Below are 22739 nucleotides of genomic sequence, written 5' to 3' on the forward strand. Positions count from 1 at the left end.
GCTCACCTTCCCTTGAAATCGGGCGGACGTTTTTCCAGGAAGGCTGCCATGCCCTCCTTCTGGTCCGCTGTGTCGAACAGCAGCAGGAATTCCCGGTTTTCCAGCGCGTTGGCCGCCGCCAGGGCCGTGTCGGCCCCGGCGGCCAGGGTGCGCTTGATGGCGGCCAGCGCCAAAGGCGGCATGGTGGCGACCTTGCCAGCCAGCTTGCGCGCGGCGGCCAGGGTGGCACCATCGTCCGCCAGTTCGCTCACCAGCCCCAGCATGTGGGCGCGTTCGCCATCCAGCGTGCCGCCGGTCATCAGCAGGTGGCTGGCCATATGCTTGCCCAGTACGCGCACCAGCCGCTGGGTGCCGCCGGCACCGGGCATGATGCCCACTCGCGCCTCCGGCTGGCCGAAGCGCGCCGTGCGGTCGGCCACGATGATGTCGCACATCAGCGCCAGTTCGCACCCAGCGCCCAGGGCCGGGCCGGAAACGGCGGCGATGACGGGCTTGGGACAGTCGGCGACGGGCCGCCACAGCTCGGGAAAGCCCAGGTCGCGTACCTGGGCCGGACCCTTGTCGGCCAACAGTTTCAGGTCGGCACCGGCGGCGAACACCTTGTCGCTGCCGGTGACGATGATGACACGGATGGCGGGGTCACCGGCCAGAGTGGTGAAGGCGGCGGCCAGGGCCTGTCGCATCGCCATGTCCAGCGCATTCATCCGCTCCGGCCGGTCCAGGGTGACGATGCCGATGGCGCCGTCATGGTCGATGCGCAGGGGGGGTGGGGTGTCGTGGGTCATCTCAACTCTCTTTGCCCGCCAAAGTTTGGGCTGCCAGGTTTCCCCCAATATCCACCGTCACCCCGGCGAAAGCCGGGGCCCAGGCGCAGAGCGGCGTCTGCCGCGACAAGACTCATATCGGCGCTAACCGCGCCTTACGCTGGGCCCCGGCTTTCGCCGGGGTGACGGTAGAATGGGTGGCAATGGCTACCCCTCACTTCTCCCCCGCCAACAACCCGCGCGCGATCACCTGGGCCTGGATTTCCGCCGCCCCTTCGAAGATCGACAGGATGCGGGCGTCGCAGAGCAGGCGGCTGATGCGGTATTCCAGGGCGAAACCGTTGCCGCCATGGATCTGCAAGGCATTGTCGGCATTGCTCCAGGCCACGCGTGCGGCCAGCAGCTTGGCCATCCCCGCCTCGATATCGCAGCGCTTGTTGCCATCCTTGGCCCGCGCGGCGGCGTAGGACAGCTGGCGGGCCATCATGGTCTCCACCGCCATCCAGGCCAGTTTGCCCGACACGCGGGGGAAGCTGATCAGAGGCTGGCCGAATTGCCGCCGGTCGAGCGCATAGCGCAGCCCCTCCTCCAGCGCGTCCTGGGCCACGCCCACGGCACGCGCCGCCGTCTGGATACGGGCACTTTCGAAGGTTTCCATCAGCTGCTTGAAACCCTGGCCGGGCACGCCGCCGAGGAGATTCTCTTCCGGCACCTCGAACCCGTCGAAGCTTATTTCGAACTCCTTCATGCCGCGATAGCCCAGGACCTCGATCTCCCCGCCGCTCATGCCGTCGGCCGGGAACGGGCTGGCATCATCGCCGCGTGGCTTTTCCGCCAGCAGCATGGACAGGCCCTTGTAGCCCTCTTGCGCCGGATCGGTGCGGACCAGCAGGGTCATGATGTCGGCGCGGGCGGCGTGGGTGATCCAGGTCTTGTTGCCGGTCACGCGCCAGACGCGGCTGCCGTCCGGTTTGGTCACCAGCTCCGCCCGGGTGCGCAGGCTCGCCAAGTCGGAGCCGGTATCCGGTTCGGTGAACACCGCCGTGGGCAGCAATTCCCCGCTGGCGATGGGCGGCAGGTAGCGGCTTCTCTGCGCGTCGGTACCGGCCAGGCGGATCAGTTCGCCCGCGATCTCCGACCGTGTGCCCAGCGACCCGACACCGATATAGCCGCGCGACAATTCCTCCGACGCGATGCACATGGCCAGCTTGCCCAGGCCCGACCCGCCCCATTCCTCCGGAATGGTCAGGCCGAACACGCCCAGTTCCGCCATCTCATGGATGATCTCCAGCGGGATGTAGGCGTTGTCGCGGTGCCAGCCATGGGCGTCGGGCGCCACCCGGTCGGTCACGAAGCGGCGCAGTTGACCCGCCATGACCGACAGCATCTCGTCATCATGGCGGGGATCGCCGAAATGCCCGTCGGCCAGCGACGCCGCCAGCGCGTCACGCACCGCCGGGCCGTTGCCGCCGGCCAGCAGCCGGGCGCAGGCCGGGTTGGCGCGCAGCATGTCGGCCTCCGGCCCCAGATCAAGGTCCACGGGCCGGACGAATTCCCCCTGGCTCATAGCGATGCCGCCGGCCAGCTGCGCCAGATATTCCCCGAACCCGGCCGACAGGATCAGGCGTTCAGGCAGCGACAAAGCCCCCTGCCCTTCCAGCGTCTCAGCCCATTCCAGCAAAGCCCGTAGGGCCGCGACATAGGTTGCGATCCAGGCCAAGCCGTGGGCGGCATGCTGGTGCGTGGTCAGCAGGGCGGCATCGATGCAGCCCTGCGGCGCCACACGACGGCCCAGCCGGTGGCGGGCCATGGCCATGTACTGGCCGGCCGCCAACAGGGCGGCGCGGCAATCGGACAGGAAGAGCGCTGCCGGCAATTCGGGGATGGCAGCCATCCCTCATTCCCCCCGCTGCTGCCGGGCCAGTTTCTTCAGGCGCTGCTGTTCACGCCAGGCGGTCATCAGGCGGCGCGGTTCGTCCGTGGTATGGGCGCGGCCGACGGAACGGATGCCGGCCTGCACGGCGTCGGAAACCGACATCTGTTCCCAGTCGCGGATCAGCTCCTTCTGCAGGCGGATGGCGCGGGGGCCGGAGATGCAGATCGACCGCACCCATTTCTCCACCTGCTCGTCCAGCTTTTCCAGCGGGACCAGCTTTTCCATATAGCCGAAATGGTACGCCTCCTCGGCGTCGATGATGTCGCCGGTATAGACCAGCTCCCGCGCCTTGCCCCAGCCGACCAGCGTGGGGATCAGGCAGGCTTCCATCCCCGACGGCACGCCATAGCGCACCTCCGGCATGCCGAACTTGGCATTGTCGGCCGCCACTCGCATGTCGCACGCGGTGGCGATCTCCATGCCGGCACCTAGGCAGTAACCCGCGATGCGGGCGATGACGGGGACCGGCATGCGCCGCACGCTGTCGCAGGCGGCATGCGTGGTGGCGCTGCCGTTTTCGGCGATGTTGTGATCGGGGAATTCCGACATCTCGGCGATGTTCGCGCCACCGATGAACGACTTGGTTCCCGCCCCGGTCAGCACGACGCAGCGCAGTTCGGGATCGGTGGCCAGTTCGCGCATCCGGCGGGCCAGGGCGGCGCGGCCCTGCACGGGCAGGGCATTGTGCTTTTCGGCATTATCGACCGTCACATAGGCGACGCGCCCCCCTTCCGCCCGTTCCTCCAGCCGGACAAGGATCATCTCCTCGACCGTTTTATCGACGTGCGATGCCGCCATGGTCCAACTCCGGATATGTTTGGTTTCATCAAGGTCGCTTGAAAATTGCCGGGGCAGAGCACCGGCCGGCAAACCACTTTTGGGGGTGCGCCATGAGGGGGGCTCATTTGGCACTTGTTCCCTCAGGCGCCGGGCGGGCGCATCCGCGCCCTTGGCTTACGGCGCACGTGCGCCGGGCCGGCAGTCGCCGGCCTCCAACGGTCATGGACAATGACCGTTGGTATCAGTGCCGCAGGTCAGGGGCAGCCGGAGCCACCCCCGACCTGCGCGCTTCTCCTCAATCCCCGAAGCTGAACCCCACCGTCACACCGAAGGACAGCGGGCGGGCGTTCACTTCCTGGATGCCCAGGGCCTGGGGCGAGATGTAGATGGCGTGGTCGCTGTCGGTCAGGTTGTCGCCCCACAGCCGCACGAAATAGCGGTCGTCGGGCGCGTAGTAGGTCGCCGACAGGCTCAGCGATTCATAGGAACCGATATGGCCGAACAGGCCGCCCGGCACGATGTCGTACCCGCCATTATAGTAAAGCGCACCGGTCAGCAGCAGGCGCGACTGTTCCGCCAGCGGCACCTCGTAATCCAGCGCCAGATTGGCGCTGATCTTCGGGGCGAAGATCAGATCCTGCCCACTGGCGTTCAGCGCGTAGGAACAGGAACCAGGCAGCTTGGGTGCCGCCGCCAGGGTCTGGGCCTGGGCATAGGTGATCGATGGCGGCGGGGCAGAACAGGCGGCCGTGGTGCGCGGCAGGAACACCTGGGCGCTGGCATAGCTCTTATACTTGCTGTCCAGCAGGTTGACCGCCCCGCGCATGGTCAGCTGGTCGCTGACCATGGCTGTCAGGTCGATATCCAGGCCATAGACCCGTGCCGACGCCGCGTTCTGCACGGTGGTGACGCCGGCGGACGAGATCAGACCCACCTGGATGTTGGAATAATCGTAATAGAAGGCGGCACTGTTCAAGCGCACGCGCTTGTCCAGCAGTTCCGTCTTCAACCCGATCTCATAGGCATCCAGGATTTCCGGGTTGACCGGTATCTGGGTGGGGCTGACCACGCTGGGATTGTAGGTACCGCTCTTGAAGCCGCGATTATAGCTGGCATAGGCCATGACATCGTCACTGACCGTGTAATCCAGCGCCAGGCGCCAGGTCAGCTTGTCGAAGCTCTTCGACAGGTCCATGGCGGCCAGCGGCGTCTTGCCGAACACCAGGTTCTCCGGCCCCAGGGCGGTGTTGTAGAGGTCCAGGCCAGGACCCGGACCGGCCACGGCGGCATAGCGGAACATCTCGCCCTTCGCCCCCTTCTTCTCGCTGCTGTAGCGCAGGCCGGCCGTGACGCGCAGATCGTCGGTCAGGTTGGCATTGGCTTCGGCGAAGGCGGCATAGGCATCGGTGGTGACAAAGGATTCGAACGCGGTGACCGAGGCGCCGGTACGCTGCAGATCGACCGGCCGTACCGGCGAGGGCACGTTGGAGGCCGACATCAGATTGTCGAACCCTTCGCGGAACCACATGTAATAGACGCCGCCGATCCAGTTGACGCGGTTGTTGCCCGTCGATTGCAGCTGCAACTCCTGGGAGAATTGCTCGCCTGGCTGGTTGCGGCTGCCGGAATAACCGATGGTGGTCTCGGCAATGTCGCTGTTGGACAGGGTGCGGCTGTCGCCGTTCACATAGCCGGTATAGGAAACCAGTCGGGTGTCGGCGAAGTCGTATTCCAGGTTCAAGGTGCCGCGATAGCCCTTGTTGCGCACCATCGTGTCGTAATTGGACGCGGTCTCGTACAAGTCATATTCCGGCGTCACCCCGGCATTGACCGCCGTGGGCACCGTGCCGGCCAGGACATGCGGCGACAGGAAGGTCGCGTTGTCATGGTAATAGTACGATCCCGACAGGCGGGCGGTGAAATCCTCGTTGGGCTTGAACACCAGCTTGCCCATGCCGACCATGTTCTTGGCGGGATTGGCCTTCTTGTCCAGGAAGGTATTGTCGATATAGCCATCGTCCCAGCGGCCGGTGAAGGCGACGGAGGCCGACAGCGTGTCGGTCACCTGGCCGGCGGCATAGGCGCGGGCCCGCTTTTCATTGAACTTGCCATAGCCGATTTCGGCATCGACCGTGGGGTTCAGCCCCGGATCCTTGGTGATGATGTTGATGGCACCACCCGTGGCATTGCGCCCGAACAGGGTGCCCTGGGGTCCCTTCAGCACCTCGATCCGTTCGATATTGGCCAGATCGAAGCTGTTGCCGCCCTTGTTGGCCTGATAGATGCCGTCCAGATAGACGGCGACCGGGCTTTCAAAGCCGGGGTTGGACTGGTTCGACCCGATACCGCGGATGAAGGGCAGCACCGACGCGCCGGTCTGATAGACCTGCAGACCGGGAGAGATCTTCTCCAGGTCCAGCACGTTATAGGTGCCGGCACTGTCCAGCATGTCGGCCGTCACCGCCGTGACGGCGATGGGCACGTCCTGCAGGTTCTGGCTGCGCTTCTGCGCGGTGACGATGATTTCCTCCAGCAGCACCGGCCCGCTGGCGGATGCGGCGGATGCGGCGGATTGGGCGGCGGCGGGGCCGGCGGCCATGGCGGCCAGCATCATGGGCAGGGCGATCGCCGTGGATCGCCGGAACGCGCTGCGCGTGCAGAAGATGGCGGTGCGCATGGGCACTTGTCCTCCCTGGTGTTTATCGCCTGCGGCGTCTTTATTTTTTGAACGCGCCGTGCCTGCTCTATGAATACAATGGCATTACCACTCCGGCGCCAGCAAAAGGTATGGCGGGTTGCGGCTTACCGGAATCGAGTTTTGCGCGCGGGGGGATGAGCAATGCTCATCGTGCAGGCGGCAAATGGTTCTGCAACCGGTAGAGGCGGGCGGCGTTGCCGGCGAACAGGGCGGTCTTTTCCGCGGCCGTGCAGCCCGCGGCGATGCGTTTGAAGGCGTTCCACAGGGTGCGGTAGGCGCAGGCCTGCTTATCGACGGGGAAATTGCTTTCGAACAGGCAGCGATCGGGGCCGAACAGGTCGATGCAGATTTCCACATAGGGTCGCCAAGCCGCCGCCAGCTCAACCGACGATGCCGGCACCGCGCGTTCATGGAAACCAAATCCGTATGACTGCAAGCCCATCCCGCCCAGCTTCACCGCGACATTGGCATGCCGGGCCAGCACCTTCAGCCCGTCCGACCATTGCCGGAACACTTCCTGCCGCCGGCCTGCATAGGGTCCGATGCCCAGGGGGGCGCCGATATGGTTCAGGATGATGGAGGTTTCCGGAAAGGCCCTCGTCAGGTCGGCCAGATCGCTCAGCTGGGTGAAGTAGATCCAGGCATCGAAGGACAGGTCCAGCGGCGCCAGTTCCGCGAAACCCCGGCGGAAATCCGCGTCATGCAGCAGGCCGGGCGGTGGCGGCACCCGGCTCATCGATCCCAGCACCGGATCATGCTGGGCCTGCTGGCGGATGCCCCGGAACCGGCCGCCGCCGGCCCCGATATGCGCCTCCAGCACCGCCCGCACATCCGGTCCCAGCCGCAGGTCGGCATGGCCGACAATCCCGGCGCACAGGCGCTGCGGTCCGTAGGTGCCGCTGGCGCTGGCCGCCGCGATGCCGTTGACATACTCGGTCTCACCCACGCAACGCAACGCCTCCGGCCCGTCGGCGCGGTACATGGCGTTGCACTGCACGAACACTGTGGCGCGGATATCGTGACCGGAACCGATGTCGGCCATCAGTTCGGGCAACTGATAGCTCTCCGGCGGCCGGTCCCACATGTGGTGGTGGGCGTCGATGATGGGCAACGACGGCTCGATCACCTCCTCCTGATATTGACCCAGCCAGATATCCAGCGCGGCCATGGACCGGGTGTTGCCTAAGGTTTCCTTGCTCATGGCGTCCCTCCCCCGGTGAAAGCTACCATCGCCGATGCGGCGTGCCGCCCGATTTATTGGCGGCATCCCCCGACATGACCTCATGTCATGCGGATGCGGAAAACTCGTTTGCGCCGACGCCGGCCCGACTGCACTGCTGGGGAAGCAGAAAGCACGAAGGAGCGGGCGTCATGAAACGTCTGGAGGGCCGGGTCGCCATGATCACGGGCGGGGCCAACGGCATCGGCCGTGGCTGTGCCCTGCGCACGGCGGCGGAGGGGGCGGCACTGGGCATCATCGATCTGGAGCCGGAACCGCTGGCGGCATTGCAGGCCGAACTGGAAGCGACCGGTGCAAAGGTGTTCACCCAGGCCGCCGACTGCACCGACGCCGCACAGGTCCGCGATTTCGTGGCGGTGGCGGAGGCGGCGTTGGGTCCCACCGACATCCTGGTCAACAATGTCGGCCAGGGCGCGCGGGAGCGTAAGACCAGCTTCCTGGACAGTGATGAGGCGGTCTGGCGCTTCGTGGTGGAGATCAATCTGTTCACCACCATGCGCTTCACCAGGGCGGTGGCGCCCGGCATGGCGGCGCGCGGGTACGGAAGGGTGATCAACATGTCGTCGGAATCAGCCGTGATCGGCCCCGTCGGCAGCCATGATTATTCCGCCGCCAAGGCCGGCATCATCGGCTTCACCCGCGCCGTGGCCCGCGAGCTGGCGCCGCAGGGCGTGACGGTTAATGCCGTCTGCCCCGGCCCGGTGCGCACCCGTGCCCTGGAGCGCAGTGCCGGGGAGGAGGCGCGCAAGGCCGTGGCCTCCATCCCCGTCGGCTTCTTAGGGGAGCCGGAGGATATCGCCGGCATGGTCGCCCTGCTGGCCAGCGATGAAGGCCGCTACATCACCGGCCAGACCATCATCGTCAATGGCGGCCGCTGGTGGCTTTGAGGAGTGCTTACCCATGATGCTGCTTGAACATGACGCCAAGATGCTGCTGGCGGCCGCCGGTTTGCCCGTGCCGGCCGGGCGGCTGGTGCGGCGCGGCGATATCGCCGGCCTGCCGGCCCTGCCCCTGCCCCAGGTCCTGAAGGTGCAGGTGCCCGTGGGTGGGCGCGGCAAGGCCGGGGGCATAAGGCTGGTGCGCGAGGCCGGTGATCTGGCCACCGGGCTGGATGAACTGCTGGGCATGGAGATCAAGGGCCACCGGGTCCAGGCCTGCCGGCTGGAGCGTGCGGTGGATTTCGTGGGGGAGGCGTACCTGTCCTTCACCCTGGATGCGGGGCCGGGCAATATCCGCCTGCTGCTGTCGGCCCAGGGCGGGGTGGATGTGGAAGACCCGTCCACGCGACCGCATCTGCTTTCCGCCGCCGTTCCGGCCGATCCGGAGGCGTTGCGGACGGCAATCGACACGCTTGCGGAACGATTGCCGGATGGGGTGCGCGGGGCCGTTACGGAAGCGGCACGATCCCTGGTGCCGCTGTTCTTCCGCTATGAGGCGCTGCTGCTGGAGATCAATCCGCTGTTCATCCGGGCCGACGGTTCCTGGGTGATCGGCGATACCAAGCTGGCGGTGGATGAAAACGCCTTTCCGCGCCAGCGGGAACTGGCCGCCATCGTGCGCGACAATCCCGACCTTTATCCCGAAGCCGCGTTGAAACTGGACCAGGGCTATGACTACGTGCCGCTGGATCGCGACGGCGATATCGGGCTGGTGACCACGGGGGCCGGCCTGTCCATGCAGTTGATCGACGAGCTGGTGGCACGCGGCCGGCGGCCGTTCAATTTCTGCGATATCCGCACCGGCCAGTTCAAGGGCGATCCCGCCCGCCTGATCCAGGTGCTGGAACGCATCGCGGCCGGCCCGTCCATCCGCTCCGTCCTGATCAATTTCTTCGCCGGGCATACCGATCTGGGCGAGATCGCGCGGCTGCTGATCATCGCGCTGAAATCGGTGCCGCAGCTGCAGGCCCCGATCACCGCCCGCATGATCGGCAACGGCCTGGACAAGGCCCGCGCCATCATCGCCGAGGCCGGCAATCCCGTGCTGATCGAAACCGACCTGGAACGCGCCATCGACCTGGCCATCGCGCGAGCGGAAAACGCCCATGCTTGAGATCAAAGCCGACACGCCCACCATCGTCCAGGGCATCACCGGCCGCGCCGGGCGCACGCATACGCGGTACATGCTGGCCTATGGCACCCATATCGTCGGCGGCGTCTCGCCACGGGATGAGGATGTGGAGGGGCTGCCGCTGTTTCGCGACTGTGCCGCCGCCGTCGCCGCCACGGGCGCCACGGCCAGCGTCGCCATCGTGCCGCCGCTGGCGGTCCTGCCCGCCATCCTGGAAGCGATCGATGCCGGCATCCGCACCATCGTCACATTGACGGAGGGCATGCCCATCCATGACGCGGTCGCGGCCAAGGCGGCGGTGAGGGCGGCGGGTGCCTGCTGGATCGGTGCCTCTACGCCGGGTCTGGCCATTCCCGGCGTGCTGAAGATGGGTTTCCTGCCCGACGTGTCGCTGGCCCCTGGCAATCTGGGGGTGATGTCGAAAAGCGGCACGCTGTCCTATGAGGTCTGCCACCGGCTGGTGGAGCGCGGGCTGGGCCAGAGCCTGTGGGTGGGTGTGGGCGGCGACCCGGTGAAGGGCACGCGCTTTGCCGACCTGCTGCCGCTTTACGCCGCCGATCCCGGCACCAGCGCCCTGGTCATCATCGGGGAGATCGGCGGGGATGAGGAGGAGGAACTGGCAGCATCCATCACCGCCCAGGGTTTCGCCAAGCCTGTCTATGCCCTGATCGCCGGCCAATCGTCGCGCGAGGGTGTGACCATGGGCCATGCCGGCGCCCTGATCCATGGGGAGACGGGGACGGTGGCCAGCAAGACTAGGGCCCTGAGGGCTGCCGGCGCACACGTGTTCACGCGGATACAAGATTTGGTGGAGGCGGTGGCGGCACAGTGATGCCTGCCCCTTCCTCCCTTTCCGTCATCCCGGCGAAAGCCGGGACCCAGGGGCGGCGTGCCCGACCTCTACGCTGCGTTGATGGACGCTGCCGATAGGTTTGATCCTGTGGCCCCTGGGTCCCGGCTTTCGCCGGGATGACGAGGAGGGGTGGGATCGGGATATCGTCCCCCATGAGCAGCGATCATGCCGAAGTGGGGAAAACTCGCTTGTTTACCATGATCGCTGGTTCATCCTGTTCTGGTCTAACGAAACGGTGCCGCCCCGTTGCGGGGTGAAAATGCAGGCACCGACGGGGATGGATAGAAGGACCGGGGCGCCAGTGCCGCCCTTTCCAAGCCAACGGCCGATCACCACGCAACCGACCGGCGGACACCCCGCCGGCGACGGGTCCGTGCGGCCGGGGCTTGCCGTTCGCAGCCGGAAGGATGAGCCATGGGCGAACACGACGACATCAACCTGACGACACCATCCTTCTTCGGCCGCCATGACCCGCACCCGATCTGGCGGCGGCTCAGATCCGAGGACCCGGTGCATTGGACGCAAGGCCGCCTGCGCCATGGTTTCTGGTCCGTCACCCGCCATGCCGACATGCGTTTCGTGCTCTCCAACGACACAAGCATCTTCAGCGTGCAGCGCCATGGCGCCAACCTGCCGGCGGGACCGGAGTTCGAGGCACCGGAGGATGCCTTGTTCACCGAACTGACCCATAGCGGCGCGCAGCTGGCCATCATGGACGGCCAGCCCCATACCGACCTGCGCCGCCAGTTCTGGACCTTCTTCTCCCCCGGCGGGGTGCGCGACCTGGAGGGCATGGTCCGGCGCATCACCGGCAATCTGCTGGCCGACCTGCTGGAGCAAGGGTCCTGCGACTTCACCACCGATTTCGCCGGCAAGGTGCCCACCGCCGTCATTGCCGCCATCCTGGGCATCCCGGAAAGCCATTGGGCCGACCTCTATCGCTGGAACAACATGCTGGCGGCGCCGGAGGACCCGGAATTCGCCGTGGGTGACGCGCTGGCCACCCAGACGGCGGGTGTGGCCAATATCATGCGCACCTGCATTGAACTGGCGGCCTCCAAGCGTGGCCGGGGCGGGGCCGACCTGCTGACCGCCCTGACCACGGCGGAAATCAATGGCAGGCCGCTGACCGACACGGAGATCGGCTTCAACGGCCTGATGTTCTTCGCCGCGGGGCATGAGACGACACGCGCATCGATGAGCACGGGCCTGGCGGAGATGCTGGCCGATCCCGGCCAGTGGGCCTATCTGCGCGACAATCGCCAGGATCGTGATGTGCTGCGCCGGGCGGGGGAGGAATTCGTGCGCTACAGCGCACCGCTGACCCACACGCTGCGCACCGCGACGGAGGATACGGCAATCGGCGGGCAGAAGATCGCGGCCGGCGACTGGGTCGTACTGTGGTTCCATGGCGCCAACCGCGACCCGGCGGTCTTCGTCGATCCGGAACGGTTCGACGTGACGCGGGTGAAGAACGAACATCTGGGCTTCGCGCTGGGCAAGCATTTCTGCCTGGGCACGCATCTGGCCCGGCTGGACATGGCGGTGATGCTGTCCGCCATGCTGGAGCATCTGGAGGATATCGAGCCGGCGGGACCGGTGGAGATGGCCAGTTCCAACCTGTTCTGGGGCATCAAGCACCTGCCCATCCGCTTCCGCGCCAAGAGCGGCCGGGCGTTGCGGGAGGCGGTGGCATGAGCGGGACCATGCGCGCCTATCGCCTGTTGAAAGCCGGGCGGATGCCGGAAGTTGTGGAGGTCCCCATTCCGGAGCCGGGGCCGGGTCAGGTGCGGTTGCGCATGGCCGGGGCCGGGCTGTGCCATTCCGACCTGCTGGTCATCCATGCCGACCCACCCTTCTTCCCCCTGCCGCTCACCATGGGGCATGAGGCGACAGGCTGGATCGATGCGGTCGGGCCGGGGGTGGAGGGGCTCACGCTCGGCGACGCGTACGGCGTCTATTTCTCCTGGGGCTGCGGGTCCTGCCGGGCCTGCGTCAAGGGGGCGGAGAATGTCTGTGAACGGGCGGGCCTGACGCCAGGCTTCGCCACCGGCCGCGATGGCGGCATGGCGGATTATTTCATCGTCGATGATCCCCGCCATCTGGTGCCGCTGGGGTCGCTGGACCCGGTGGAAGCCGCCCCCCTGATGTGTGCCGGCATCACCGTGGCGCATGCGGTGCGGCGGACGGCGGCGCTGTTGGAGCCGGGGTCGGTGGCCCTGGTCATCGGGGTGGGCGGGCTGGGCCATCTGGCCGTGCAGGTGCTGAAGGCGCTGACGCCGGCGACCATCATCGCCATCGACCGGCTGCCGGCCAAGCTGGCGCAGGCGACGGACCTGGGGGCCGACCATGTGCTGCTGTCCGGTTCCGACAGCGCGGCGGAAATCCGCGCCCTGACCGATGGGCGGGGTGCCGCCCTGGTCCTGGATTTCGTGGGCAATGACGCCACCCTTGGGCTGGCCGCCGGCACCCTGGCCCAGGGCGGGCGGCTGGAGATCGTGGGCGTGGGCGGCGGCATGCTGCCCATCCGCTTCCACACCATGCCGCGCGACGCCAGCGTCGGCACGCCTTATGCCGGCACGCTGGACGATCTGCGCGTGGCCGTGGGGCTGGCCCAGGACGGGGCCGTGCAGTCCGATGTGCTGCGGGTCGGGTACGCGGAGCTGGCGGCGACCTATGCAAGGCTGGACGCGGGCGAGATCAAGGGCCGGGCCGTATTGGTGCCGTAGCCAAACAAACAACAAACCAACAGGGAGGGTACAGTGCGCAAGATCCAGAGGGACATGCTTCGCCGGCCGCTGATCCCGGCCCTTCTGATCCTGACGGCCAGTGCCGCACAGGCCCAGCAACCGCCCGACATGCTGGAGGAGGTGATCGTCACCGCCCAGCGCCGGTCGGAGAATTTGCAGAAGGTGCCCATCGCCGTCACGCCGGTATCGATGGAACAGATCGAAACGGCGGGCATCACGTCGAGCCTGGACCTGCCGCGCATCGCGCCGGGCGTCACCACCGCGCCCACGGCGGCCAATTCCTTCTTCATCCCCTATATCCGCGGCGTGGGCTCCAACTCCCCCGCCACGGGCAATGACAGTTCCATCGCCGTCTATGTCGACGGCATCTACCAGTCCGACAAGGCCGCCAACGTCTTCGATTTCTCCAATATCGAGCGGGTGGAGGTGCTGAAGGGGCCGCAGGGCACGTTGTTCGGCCGCAACGCCACGGGCGGGGCCATCAATGTCATCACCCTGAAGCCGCAATTCACCGCCGGCGGCAATGCCGAGCTGTCGTACGCCCGCTTCGACCGCTGGGTGGCCAAGGCGCATGTCACCGGTCCGCTGTCCGACACGATCGCCGCCAGCCTCTCTTACCAGCATATCGGCGGCGGCGATTACTTCACCAATATCGGCACCGAGGACCCCGGCGCGTTCGGCGGCACCAACAGCGATGCCATCCACGGCAAGCTGCTGTTCAAGCCGGGCGACAATTTCGAGGCAACCCTGGGCCTGATGTATGCGGACCGGTCCACCACCGACCTGAATTCCAACCTGGCGCCCGTGCCGGGAACGACACCGGTGGGCGTGATGTTGGGCGGCAGTTTCGATCCCCGCAACCGCCATTACCAGGGCAGCCCCAACCTGTTCGCCACCGAAGCCTACCGCGCCAGCCTGCATGCCCGCTGGTCGCTGGGGAATGTCGATCTGGTCTCCATCACCGGCTATGTCCATACGGAGGACATCTCCAAGCTGGATTATGACGGCACCACCGCCAACGTCCTCTATTTTGATGAAATCCAGGGCACCAAGGATTTCTCCCAGGAACTGCAAGTGCTGTCGGCCGGTGACGGCCCGCTGCAATGGGTGCTGGGTGCCTATTATTTCAAGGGCAAGGCCTTCATCGATCCCCTGAACCTGGTCCAGGCCGCGCCCTATAACAGCAGTTTCACGTCGGTGCCCGGCGTAGCGGGCGGATCGATCACCAGCATCGAGGCGGAAGGACCGACCCGCGCCCTGGCCGGCTATGGCCAGGCGACGTTCAATATCAGCGACGATACCCGCCTGACGGGGGGCTTGCGCTATACCAGCGAGCGGCGCGGCTATGATTTCGCCGTGTCGGGCGTGGGGCAGATCGCGCCCGGCTTCGTGTCGCCGACCCTGATCCCGCTGGTCTCCGACCAGGACAATCTGCGCAAGACTTTCGACAAGCTGACCTGGCGGCTGGCGCTGGACCGGCAATTCACGCCCGACATCATGGGTTACGTCAGCTGGAATCGCGGGTTCAAGAGCGGCACCTATAACCTGAACGATTTCACGCCGGGCCAGACGCCGGTGAAGCCGGAGGTGCTGGACGCGTACGAGGCCGGGTTGAAGGGCCAGTTCATGGAACGGCGCCTGCAGATCAATCTGGCTGGCTTCTATTACGACTATCGCAACATCCAGTTGGACACGATCGTGGCCAGCGGGTCGGGCGCCAGCACCACGGTTCTGCAGAACGCCGCCAATGAACGCATCTACGGTCTGGATGGGGACATGCAGCTGCGCGCCAGCCGGGCGTTGCAGCTGCGGGCCAGCGCCACATTGCTGGATGCGGAGTACCAGGATTTCCCCAACGCCACCGCCTTCATCCCCGACATGTTCGGCAACGGCACCCAGTCCAGCATCGATGCCAGCGGCATGCGCGGGCTGTATGCGCCGCGCTGGTCCTTCACGCTGGGGGCGGATTACACGGCAGAGCTGGCCGATGGCGGGGAACTGGTCTTCGCCGCCTCCTATTACCGCACGGCCAGTTTCAAGGTCGGCATCGGCCCCGCCGACCAAGTCGATGAGTATGACAGCCTGGGGGCGTCGGTCACCTACCGGTTCCCCGACAATGGCTGGTATGTCCGCGCCTTCGGCAACAACCTGACCGACCGGAAAGTGATCGGCACCAACCTGTCAGCCCTGAAACAGTCGCGCCAGCAGATCGTGCCGCTGACCTATGGTCTGGCGGCGGGGGTGAGCTTCTGATGGCGACGATCATGCCCCAGGACCGTATCGGTGCCGCTGCCCGGAACTGGCTGGCTCGCGGTCCCGGCCGGCTGCTGATCGGCGGGGAATGGGTCGCGGCGCGGTCCGGGGCGGTGCTCACCGCCACCGATCCCTCCACCGGTACCGTGATTGGACAAGCGGCTTCGGGTGATGCCGCCGACATCGATGCCGCTGTACGGGCCGCCCGCACCGCGTTCCAGGGCCGGGCCTGGCGGCGCATGGGTCCGCATGATCGCGGCGACCTGCTGCTGCGCATCGCGGCGATGGTGGAGGCGCATGGCGATGAGCTGGCGGAACTGGAGACGCTGAACAATGGCACGCCGCTGCTGTTCACCCGCGCCCAGGTCGCCGATGTCGCCCGCACCTTCCGCTATTATGCCGGCTGGCCCACCAAGATCGGTGGGCAGACGAACCCGACCGGCGGCAACCTGCTGAACTATACGCTGCGCCAGCCTGTCGGTGTGTGCGGGCAGATCGTGCCGTGGAACGGGCCGCTATCCTCGGCCGCCTGGAAAATGGCCCCGGCCCTGGCCTGCGGCAATGCCGTGGTGCTGAAGCCGGCGGAACAGACGCCCTTGTCCACCCTGCGCCTGGGCGAATTGCTGCTGGCGGCCGGGGCGCCGCCCGGCATCGTCAATATCGTCACCGGTTATGGGGAGACGGCGGGGGCGGCGCTGGTGGCGCATGCCAATGTCAACAAGATCGCCTTCACCGGCTCCACCGAGGTGGGCAAGCGCATCGTGCAGGCCGCTGCCGGCACCATGAAGCGGGTGACCATGGAGCTGGGCGGCAAGTCGGCCAATATCGTCTTCGCCGATGCCGACCTGGACAAGGCCGTGGCCGGGGCCGTCACCGGATTCTGCACCTTGTCCGGACAGATCTGCGTCGCCGGGTCCCGCCTGCTGGTGCAGCAGGATATCCATGATGAATTCGCCCGCCGGCTGGTCGCCGCCGTCGGCGGCGTGACGGTGGGCGACCCGTTCGATGCCGCCACCTATATGGGACCGCTGGTGTCGGCGGAGCAGCAGCGCTGCGTCTGTAGCCATATCGACCGGGCACGCGACCAGGGGGCCCGGCTGCTGCTGGGTGGGACGACACTGGACCGGCCGGGCTTCTATGTCGCCCCCACCATCTTCGGCCATGTCGACGACAGCATGGCTCTGGCGCGCGATGAGGTGTTCGGCCCTGTCATCGCCCTGATTCCCTTCACGGATGAGGATGACGCCATCGCCAAGGCCAATGACAGCGCCTATGGCCTGGCGGCGGCCGTCTGGACGCGCGATGGGGCCCGTGCCCACCGCATGGCGCGCGACCTGGAGGCCGGCACCGTCTGGATCAACACCTATCTGGTGGTTGACCCGGTCTCGCCCTTCGGCGGGTTCAAGCAATCGGGCCTGGGCCGTGAACTGGGCCGGGCCTCCATCGATGCCTATACGGAGCAGAAAAGTGTCTATGCCGATATCGGGTGAAGGGGCACAGGCCCGTTTCGACTTCACCGGTCGCCGCGTGATCGTCACCGGGGCCAGCCGCGGCATCGGGCGCGGTATCGCCCTGGCCTTCGCGCGGGCCGGGGCGTCCGTGTCCATCTGCGCCCGCAAGGTGGAAAAACTGGAGGAAACGCGGGCGGTCCTGGCAGCCCTGGGCGGTCTCGTCCATGCCGCCCCCTGCGATGTGGCCGACGGCGCGCAAGTGAAGACCTATGTGAATGAGGCGGCGGCAGCCATGGGCGGCATCGACGTGCTGGTCAGCAACGTTTCCGCCTTCGCGCGCAGCGATGCCGAGGAAAGCTGGATCGCCGGTATGCAGACCGACCTGCTGGGCGCCGTCCGCCTGTCCAACGCCGCCCTGCCCTGGTTGGAACAGGCATCGGGTGGTGGTTCCATCGTGCATGTCAATTCCATCACCGCCTGGCGCCCGTCACGCACGGCGCCGGCCTATGCGGCGATGAAGGCGGCCCTGCTGAACTATACGGGCAGCCAGGCCCTGGCCCTGCTGCCACGCGGTGTGCGGGTCAACGGGGTGGCGCCGGGGTCGACGGAGGCACCGGGCCATTTCTGGGAAAGGCGTAGATTGTCGGGCGATCCCGCCTATGCGGCGGCTCTGGCGACCCAACCGACCGGCCGCATGGGTACGCCCGACGACATTGCCGGCGTCGTGCTGTTCTTGGCATCGGACGCCGCGCGCTGGGTGGTCGGCCAGACCATCCTGGCCGATGGCGGCCAGTTGGCGAATGGCGGCTGAACCATGGAGGACAGCGTCCGCACCGAACAGCAAGGCCATCTGCTGGTCATCACCATCGACCGGCCCGAAGTGCGCAACGCCATGGACGGGCCGACGGCGGCGGCAATGCATGCGGCCATGGACAGGATCGATGCCGATCCTGGCATCTTCGCCGCCATCCTGACCGGGGCCGGCGGTAATTTTTCCGCTGGTGCCGACCTGAAGGCGGCGGCGCGCGACGGACATAGCGGGGCCGTCACCGCGCGCGGTCCCTTCGGCTTCTGCATGCGCCCGCCTGCCAAACCCCTGATCGCCGCCGTGGAAGGGGTCGCCGTGGGCGGCGGGTTCGAGATGGTGCTGGCCTGCGACCTGATCGTGGCGGCCAGTGACGCCCGCTTCGCCCTGCCGGAGGTGAAGCGCAATCTGGTGGCGCTGGGCGGCGGTCTGCTGCGCCTGCCCCGTCGCCTGCCCCATTGCGTTGCCGCCGAAATCGCCCTGACCGGCGGCATGATCGGGGCCGAGGCATTGCAACGCTGGGGCCTAGTCAACCGGCTGGCGGCACCGGGCGAAGCCCTCGCCACCGCGCGCCGGCTGGCGGCCGATATCCTGGCGAACGGTCCCACGGCGCTGGCTGCCACCATCGCCATCCTGCGCCAGGCCGGCGGTGGGACGGAAGAGGCGGATTGGGCGCGCGCCCGCGACCAGGCCCGGCCCGCCCTGACCGCCGCGGATCGCACCGAAGGGCTGCGCGCCTTCATCGAAAAGCGTCCGCCCCGCTGGCTTGGATGCTGATTGCCGATACCTTCAAGCTTTTCGCCGACCCGCCTTATCGGGACTCTAACGGCCGGCGATATGTTGCCTCAGCTTCAGCAGCTTGCCGGGCTGCTGGTCAAGTGCGGTGGCGATACGGGCCCGTGCCTGTTGGCGCAAACGGGGTGTTGCAAGTCCGGCCTGCATCGCCTCGTAAATCTCCACAGCCCGTGTATCATGCGCATGCAGCAGACGAATGAGGACCTCCAGTGCCTCCTTGAACGGTGCGGATTGCATAGGGGCGGTTTCCTCCGCCCGGATCGCGTAGCGGATGATATTGCGCAACAGTACCGCTATCGTCTCCGTGGTGGTCAACTCGCCCCGATATTCCGGCCGTTCCCCCAGCAGTTTGAAGACGCGCTCCAGTTTGCAGTAGCCGGGATTGGTCCATAGCCCCTGCCACATGTCGAACAGGGCCTGGGTTTTGTCATCCCCGAGGGCCAGCGCATCCTGCAGCTCAAGGAAATCGCCATCCGAAGTCGCGTTGATCGGCGGATGCAGGTTGAAATAGACCATGAAATGATCGGTGCTGCGCAGGTCGCGATAGGCATGGGCGCTCAAGGGTGGATCGTTGTTGAACAGATCTTCCGGCCTGAAGTTGAATTCAAGCGAGAAGCCGGGAAGAAATTTCCCGAACGATCCCAGAAGATTGCCATTCATATTGTGGAATTCGGCAAGCGTCTTGAAGTTCGACGCCATGATCCGCTTCGCATTCGGATCGACATTCTTTGCAAAAGTATGGTGGATTTTCAAATATTCGAACGCCCATAGATAGAGGTCCAGATAGTTGATCCGAAGTATCTGCAGCCATATCAGCGCGTTGTTCTCGACCTTTTTGCCGATGGCCTTCAGGGCGGCCTCCACGGCGTCAAGGGTCTGCAGCACGGCGCGCGGTGTCGCGAAGGGTTCGCCGATATTGCATCCGATCAGTTCGGCGATGTCCCCATCGTCGCGCACGATCCGCCGGTGCAGGAGAAGATGGATGAACCAGTCGAAAAGGTTGTATAATTCAGGGCTGGGAACGCGCACCGTCGTATTGATGATCTTCTCCAGGTACCGGTTCCCGTCCTCGACGCGGCAGGCGGTCTGGATGCCCTTGGCCAGCACGGTCTGGTCATAGGCCAGCACGTAGGTCATGTTGGGAAAATCCGCGACGGACCGAACCAGGCGCATGACCTCCACCATCTCGTCCGGGTGCAGCCGGTCCAGATCGTCGATGACGCAGACCAGCCGGACCGGCAGGCCGCGCAGCCGTTCGGCAATGCGGCGCTTTGTTTGCTCCACCGTCGGCCCCTCCTTCTGCTTGCGTGGCAGGGCCTGCAGGTACTTGATTGTCTTGCCGAGCGTGGGATGCAGCGTGTCCCCCGCATCTACCAGGATATCGGCGAGGGGGGCCAGACTGGTCATCAGGTGCCGCAGGTCTGTGCGCGCCTGCTCCACCGTATCCCGCGCAAGGGGAAACGCTTTGCCGATCCGGTCCAGTCCACCCATTATCTGCTCGAACAGGGATGGCAGCATCTGCTCATGGCTTTTGATCAGCCAGGGCGAGAATTCAACGATATGCGGCCATTGCGCCTGCGGCCGGCGGGCCGCGGCCTTGCGGGCCATGCGGATGAGCTTGGTCTTGCCCGCTCCCCAGGACCCGACCACGCCCACGACGCGCGTGCCCTCCGCCTCCCCCCCGACCATCGCATCGGCAAGCTGTTCAGCCGCTGCGGAGAAGGACAGGGCATCCTCCTCCCCCCCAATCCCGGCATCGGGACTGTCCAGTGAAACGGCAATACTCCGGGCGCGGTGCTGCCGATAAAGTCGGCTGGCCGCCAGGAAGCCCAGAAACGCCAGGATCAACGCTGCCCAGCCGACATTCAGGGTCGCCAGCCATCCACCGACCAGTGCGGGCAAGGCATCTAACCATCCCTGTACCACGACCAGAAAGGCGCGGTTCGACCATCGTTGTCCCGTACCGGCGAAAAGTTGCCAGAGCCCGGCGACGGCGAGCAGGCTGGCGCCGATAAAAAGAAAAAACATCCCACGCCAGCCGGACATCGTTCCCTCCTGCTCTTTGTTCAGTATTAATCATCTGGTTGGCAATGAATTTCATATGTATTTCCTCAAAGTTTTAAGTTAATTATACGTATTTATGCTTGCATATGTTTATATGAAGTGAAAAATTATCTGCACGCAATTGGTAAAAGTAAAAAAGCATCTAAAAATAGAATGAACGTACTATAAAGTGCCTTCGTCGATGGTCCATTTTATTGGGGGTGGAAGAGCCGGCAAACAGAGGGTGCAACCAGAAAAGCCGGAACGGAGGTCATAATCAATCAAAAAGTACAAGTATATTAGGTTGTAAGATTAAACTTGTATTATCCAATAACGTGTTGACTCCTGTGATTGATTCGATAGGGTTAATCTTAAAGTGTATGGATTTCCTCTTTTTCGTGCATTCACCGGATGATCGGGTATCCGGCCATCCAGCCATAACAATGTCGATGGGGGCAGGGGGATATGGGGGGAAGGGTCAGACTCCGGCAACAGCCGCCGGTGCCGTCAATCTTGCTGTGTGCTTCGATCTGCTTTTCCACCCTGGGTCCGGCCGTCTCGGCAGGCGCACAGTCCGTCGTCCCGCCCGGCGTGCCCACCACCGCCCCGCAGGACAGCAAATTGCGTGATGCGCAGGCCTACACGCAGGCGGATGGCCAGATAATGATCCCGGGTGCGGAAGACGAGGGTGAGGAGGCCGATGCCGCGAAACTGTCGGGCGCCGTCTATGACGAGCAGGTGACGGTGGCCAAGGTTCTGGTCCTGAACGGCGGCGTCGCGGCGGAGAAGTTCGCCGTGCCGGCGGCGGCGGATCTGGCCAAAAAGCTGGAAGGCACGTCGATCAAGGTTCGCCGGCTGTTCGAGGTCAAGTTCCAGATGCAGGCGCTCTACCGGTCGCGCGGCCATTTCCTGGCCCGCGTCATCCTGGAGCGCCAGAAGTTCGACCCCAAATCTGCGACCGTGACCTACAAGATCTATGAAGGCACGATCAGCGCCGTGGCCGTGAATGGAGAGGTCGGCCCGGTGAAGTCCCTCATCCAGCGCATGGCCAACCGGCTGGTCACCGACCAGCCGGTGACGCTGGCGGAGGTGGAGCGCCAGTTGCTGCTGATCCAGGACATTCCCGGCATCAGCGTGCGCGCCCGCTTCGCCGCCGCCCCCAGTCAGGAGGGGGCGACGGTGCTGACCATCGACGTGGCGCGCACCCCTTATGCCGGGTTCGCCAGCATCGACAATCGCGGCGCCGGCTTTGCGGGTCCCTGGCAGGGCGCGCTGGGCCTGTCGGCCAACAGCTTCACGGGCCTGGGGGAGCGGACGGGCGTCTATCTCTTCAGCACGCCCGATCGTGAGCAGCGCTTCGGCCAGCTGGCCTTTTCCACCGTGCTGACGGCGGATGGGCTGGCCCTGCGCGCGCAGGGCGGCTATGGCCCCTCTTATCCCGGCGGGCTTCTGGGCGAGGCGGGCTTTGCCAGCAATGTCACCACGGCGGGCCTGGAGCTGGGCATGCCCATGCTGCGCAGCCGTCGCAGCAATCTTTGGCTGCATCTCGGCTTTTCGCTGAACAATTCCCACATCAGGCTGAAACAAGCCGATGACCGATACCAGCGCATCACCAGCAGCCATGTTCGGGTGGCCAGCCTGGGCCTCCAGGCCAACCATGTCGACCAGTGGGACGGGGTCACCGACCTGTCGCTGGATGTCGACCAGGGCATGGAGGGGTTGGGCGCCACGTCGCGCGACGATCCAATGACGGCCCGGCCCGACAGTCGGCCCGACTTCACCCGGTTCACGGGGCGCCTGTCCCGTCGCCAGGCCTTGCCGGCTCCCGGTGGTCCGGGCCCCTGGGAACTGGATCTGCGCCTGACCCTGGCCGGCCAGTACGGGGTCGGCGTGCTGCCGCCCAGCCAGAAGGCGCAACTGGGCGGCCTGGAATTCGGGCGCGGCTATTATTACGGCCTGCTGACCGGTGACCGCGCCCTTTCCGGCAGCGTGGAACTGACCGCCCGGCGGCCGATCGGCGGCTGGATCGCCGATGCCCGCATCGCGCCCTACATCTTCTACGACCATGGCATGGTCTGGAACGTCGCCGAGGGCGATCCCGGCCGTCGCTTCCTGCATTCGGCCGGCGGCGGGCTGCGATTGGACCTGGGTCCGCATGTCTCGACCGAGGTCGAATATGCCCGGCGGCTGGTCACCAACCCTTCCCGGACCAACGAGACCGCGCTGGCCCCGTCGCGTGTCTTCGGCCGCCTGATCGTCCGCTACTGATGCCGGCGGGCCCAAAGGCCCGCGACCCTGCCC

At 65.8% G+C, this 22739-nt stretch carries 16 protein-coding genes; 10 read left to right on the forward strand and 6 right to left on the reverse strand.

The window, feature by feature from the left end; all coding sequences use genetic code 11:
• Nucleotides 1–2: 2 nt before the first annotated feature.
• The 5 genes from ACM9HJ_RS01655 to ACM9HJ_RS01675 all read right to left on the reverse strand — a co-directional run bounded on the left by ACM9HJ_RS01655 (nucleotide 3) and on the right by ACM9HJ_RS01675 (nucleotide 7379).
• Entirely contained in the window at nucleotides 3–785 is a 783-nt protein-coding gene (locus ACM9HJ_RS01655) for an enoyl-CoA hydratase-related protein (RefSeq protein WP_416569929.1), read from the reverse strand.
• Nucleotides 786–978: 193 nt separating this feature from the next.
• Nucleotides 979–2658 (reverse strand): acyl-CoA dehydrogenase family protein, encoded by a 1680-nt coding sequence (locus ACM9HJ_RS01660; protein WP_416569930.1) that lies wholly within the window; start codon nucleotides 2656–2658, stop codon nucleotides 979–981.
• A gap of 3 nt (nucleotides 2659–2661) precedes the next feature.
• Complete coding sequence (locus ACM9HJ_RS01665; protein WP_416569931.1) at nucleotides 2662–3498, reverse strand: enoyl-CoA hydratase-related protein; 837 nt, start codon at nucleotides 3496–3498, stop codon at nucleotides 2662–2664.
• Nucleotides 3499–3775: 277 nt separating this feature from the next.
• Nucleotides 3776–6157, reverse strand: a complete 2382-nt coding sequence (locus tag ACM9HJ_RS01670) for a TonB-dependent receptor (RefSeq protein ID WP_416569932.1) — start codon at nucleotides 6155–6157, stop codon at nucleotides 3776–3778.
• A 166-nt stretch (nucleotides 6158–6323) separates the two neighbouring features.
• Complete coding sequence (locus tag ACM9HJ_RS01675; protein ID WP_416569933.1) at nucleotides 6324–7379, reverse strand: amidohydrolase family protein; 1056 nt, start codon at nucleotides 7377–7379, stop codon at nucleotides 6324–6326.
• A 170-nt stretch (nucleotides 7380–7549) separates the two neighbouring features.
• Here ACM9HJ_RS01675 and ACM9HJ_RS01680 point away from each other — a divergent pair, with 170 nt between their 5' ends.
• The 9 genes from ACM9HJ_RS01680 to ACM9HJ_RS01720 all read left to right on the forward strand — a co-directional run bounded on the left by ACM9HJ_RS01680 (nucleotide 7550) and on the right by ACM9HJ_RS01720 (nucleotide 18377).
• A complete protein-coding gene (locus ACM9HJ_RS01680; protein ID WP_416569934.1) occupies nucleotides 7550–8305 on the forward strand; it encodes an SDR family NAD(P)-dependent oxidoreductase in 756 nt (251 codons plus the stop codon).
• 13 nt (nucleotides 8306–8318) lie between these two features.
• Complete coding sequence (locus tag ACM9HJ_RS01685; protein WP_416569935.1) at nucleotides 8319–9470, forward strand: ATP-grasp domain-containing protein; 1152 nt, start codon at nucleotides 8319–8321, stop codon at nucleotides 9468–9470.
• Nucleotides 9463–10320: a succinate--CoA ligase subunit alpha gene (locus ACM9HJ_RS01690; protein ID WP_416569936.1), complete on the forward strand. Its 858-nt coding sequence runs from the start codon at nucleotides 9463–9465 to the stop codon at nucleotides 10318–10320. The genes ACM9HJ_RS01685 and ACM9HJ_RS01690 overlap by 8 nt, the downstream gene beginning before the upstream one ends.
• Nucleotides 10321–10755: 435 nt before the next feature.
• Nucleotides 10756–12039: a cytochrome P450 gene (locus tag ACM9HJ_RS01695; protein ID WP_416569937.1), complete on the forward strand. Its 1284-nt coding sequence runs from the start codon at nucleotides 10756–10758 to the stop codon at nucleotides 12037–12039.
• Nucleotides 12036–13070 carry an NAD(P)-dependent alcohol dehydrogenase gene (locus ACM9HJ_RS01700; protein ID WP_416569938.1) on the forward strand — a complete coding sequence of 345 codons (1035 nt, stop codon included), beginning with the start codon at nucleotides 12036–12038 and terminating at the stop codon, nucleotides 13068–13070. Before ACM9HJ_RS01695 ends, ACM9HJ_RS01700 begins: the two co-directional genes overlap by 4 nt.
• Before the next feature lie 33 nt (nucleotides 13071–13103).
• Entirely contained in the window at nucleotides 13104–15344 is a 2241-nt protein-coding gene (locus ACM9HJ_RS01705; RefSeq protein ID WP_416569939.1) for a TonB-dependent receptor, read from the forward strand.
• Nucleotides 15344–16834, forward strand: coding sequence for an aldehyde dehydrogenase family protein (locus ACM9HJ_RS01710; RefSeq protein ID WP_416569940.1), 1491 nt, complete (start codon nucleotides 15344–15346; stop codon nucleotides 16832–16834). Before ACM9HJ_RS01705 ends, ACM9HJ_RS01710 begins: the two co-directional genes overlap by 1 nt.
• Nucleotides 16818–17606 (forward strand): SDR family NAD(P)-dependent oxidoreductase, encoded by a 789-nt coding sequence (locus ACM9HJ_RS01715; RefSeq protein WP_416570535.1) that lies wholly within the window; start codon nucleotides 16818–16820, stop codon nucleotides 17604–17606. Before ACM9HJ_RS01710 ends, ACM9HJ_RS01715 begins: the two co-directional genes overlap by 17 nt.
• 3 nt (nucleotides 17607–17609) lie before the next feature.
• Nucleotides 17610–18377, forward strand: coding sequence for a crotonase/enoyl-CoA hydratase family protein (locus ACM9HJ_RS01720; protein ID WP_416569941.1), 768 nt, complete (start codon nucleotides 17610–17612; stop codon nucleotides 18375–18377).
• A 45-nt stretch (nucleotides 18378–18422) separates the two neighbouring features.
• Here the strand turns inward: ACM9HJ_RS01720 and ACM9HJ_RS01725 are convergent, their stop codons facing one another.
• Nucleotides 18423–20441, reverse strand: coding sequence for a KAP family P-loop NTPase fold protein (locus ACM9HJ_RS01725; protein WP_416569942.1), 2019 nt, complete (start codon nucleotides 20439–20441; stop codon nucleotides 18423–18425).
• A gap of 510 nt (nucleotides 20442–20951) precedes the next feature.
• Here ACM9HJ_RS01725 and ACM9HJ_RS01730 point away from each other — a divergent pair.
• Entirely contained in the window at nucleotides 20952–22706 is a 1755-nt protein-coding gene (locus ACM9HJ_RS01730; protein ID WP_416569943.1) for a ShlB/FhaC/HecB family hemolysin secretion/activation protein, read from the forward strand.
• Nucleotides 22707–22739: the final 33 nt, after the last annotated feature.

Origin of the sequence: Niveispirillum sp. KHB5.9, assembly GCF_048066115.1 — a bacterium.
GTDB lineage: Bacteria > Pseudomonadota > Alphaproteobacteria > Azospirillales > Azospirillaceae > Niveispirillum.

What these genes read in the sequence shown, in the direction of transcription:
- ACM9HJ_RS01655 (WP_416569929.1), bottom strand. Translation starts at nt 785, where the DNA reads ATGACCCACGACACCCCACCCCCCCTGCGCATCGACCATGACGGCGCC.
- ACM9HJ_RS01660 (WP_416569930.1), bottom strand. Translation starts at nt 2,658, where the DNA reads ATGGCTGCCATCCCCGAATTGCCGGCAGCGCTCTTCCTGTCCGATTGC.
- ACM9HJ_RS01665 (WP_416569931.1), bottom strand. Translation starts at nt 3,498, where the DNA reads ATGGCGGCATCGCACGTCGATAAAACGGTCGAGGAGATGATCCTTGTC.
- ACM9HJ_RS01670 (WP_416569932.1), bottom strand. Translation starts at nt 6,157, where the DNA reads ATGCGCACCGCCATCTTCTGCACGCGCAGCGCGTTCCGGCGATCCACG.
- ACM9HJ_RS01675 (WP_416569933.1), bottom strand. Translation starts at nt 7,379, where the DNA reads ATGAGCAAGGAAACCTTAGGCAACACCCGGTCCATGGCCGCGCTGGAT.
- ACM9HJ_RS01680 (WP_416569934.1), top strand. Translation starts at nt 7,550, where the DNA reads ATGAAACGTCTGGAGGGCCGGGTCGCCATGATCACGGGCGGGGCCAAC.
- ACM9HJ_RS01685 (WP_416569935.1), top strand. Translation starts at nt 8,319, where the DNA reads ATGATGCTGCTTGAACATGACGCCAAGATGCTGCTGGCGGCCGCCGGT.
- ACM9HJ_RS01690 (WP_416569936.1), top strand. Translation starts at nt 9,463, where the DNA reads ATGCTTGAGATCAAAGCCGACACGCCCACCATCGTCCAGGGCATCACC.
- ACM9HJ_RS01695 (WP_416569937.1), top strand. Translation starts at nt 10,756, where the DNA reads ATGGGCGAACACGACGACATCAACCTGACGACACCATCCTTCTTCGGC.
- ACM9HJ_RS01700 (WP_416569938.1), top strand. Translation starts at nt 12,036, where the DNA reads ATGAGCGGGACCATGCGCGCCTATCGCCTGTTGAAAGCCGGGCGGATG.
- ACM9HJ_RS01710 (WP_416569940.1), top strand. Translation starts at nt 15,344, where the DNA reads ATGGCGACGATCATGCCCCAGGACCGTATCGGTGCCGCTGCCCGGAAC.
- ACM9HJ_RS01715 (WP_416570535.1), top strand. Translation starts at nt 16,818, where the DNA reads ATGCCGATATCGGGTGAAGGGGCACAGGCCCGTTTCGACTTCACCGGT.
- ACM9HJ_RS01720 (WP_416569941.1), top strand. Translation starts at nt 17,610, where the DNA reads ATGGAGGACAGCGTCCGCACCGAACAGCAAGGCCATCTGCTGGTCATC.
- ACM9HJ_RS01725 (WP_416569942.1), bottom strand. Translation starts at nt 20,441, where the DNA reads ATGTCCGGCTGGCGTGGGATGTTTTTTCTTTTTATCGGCGCCAGCCTG.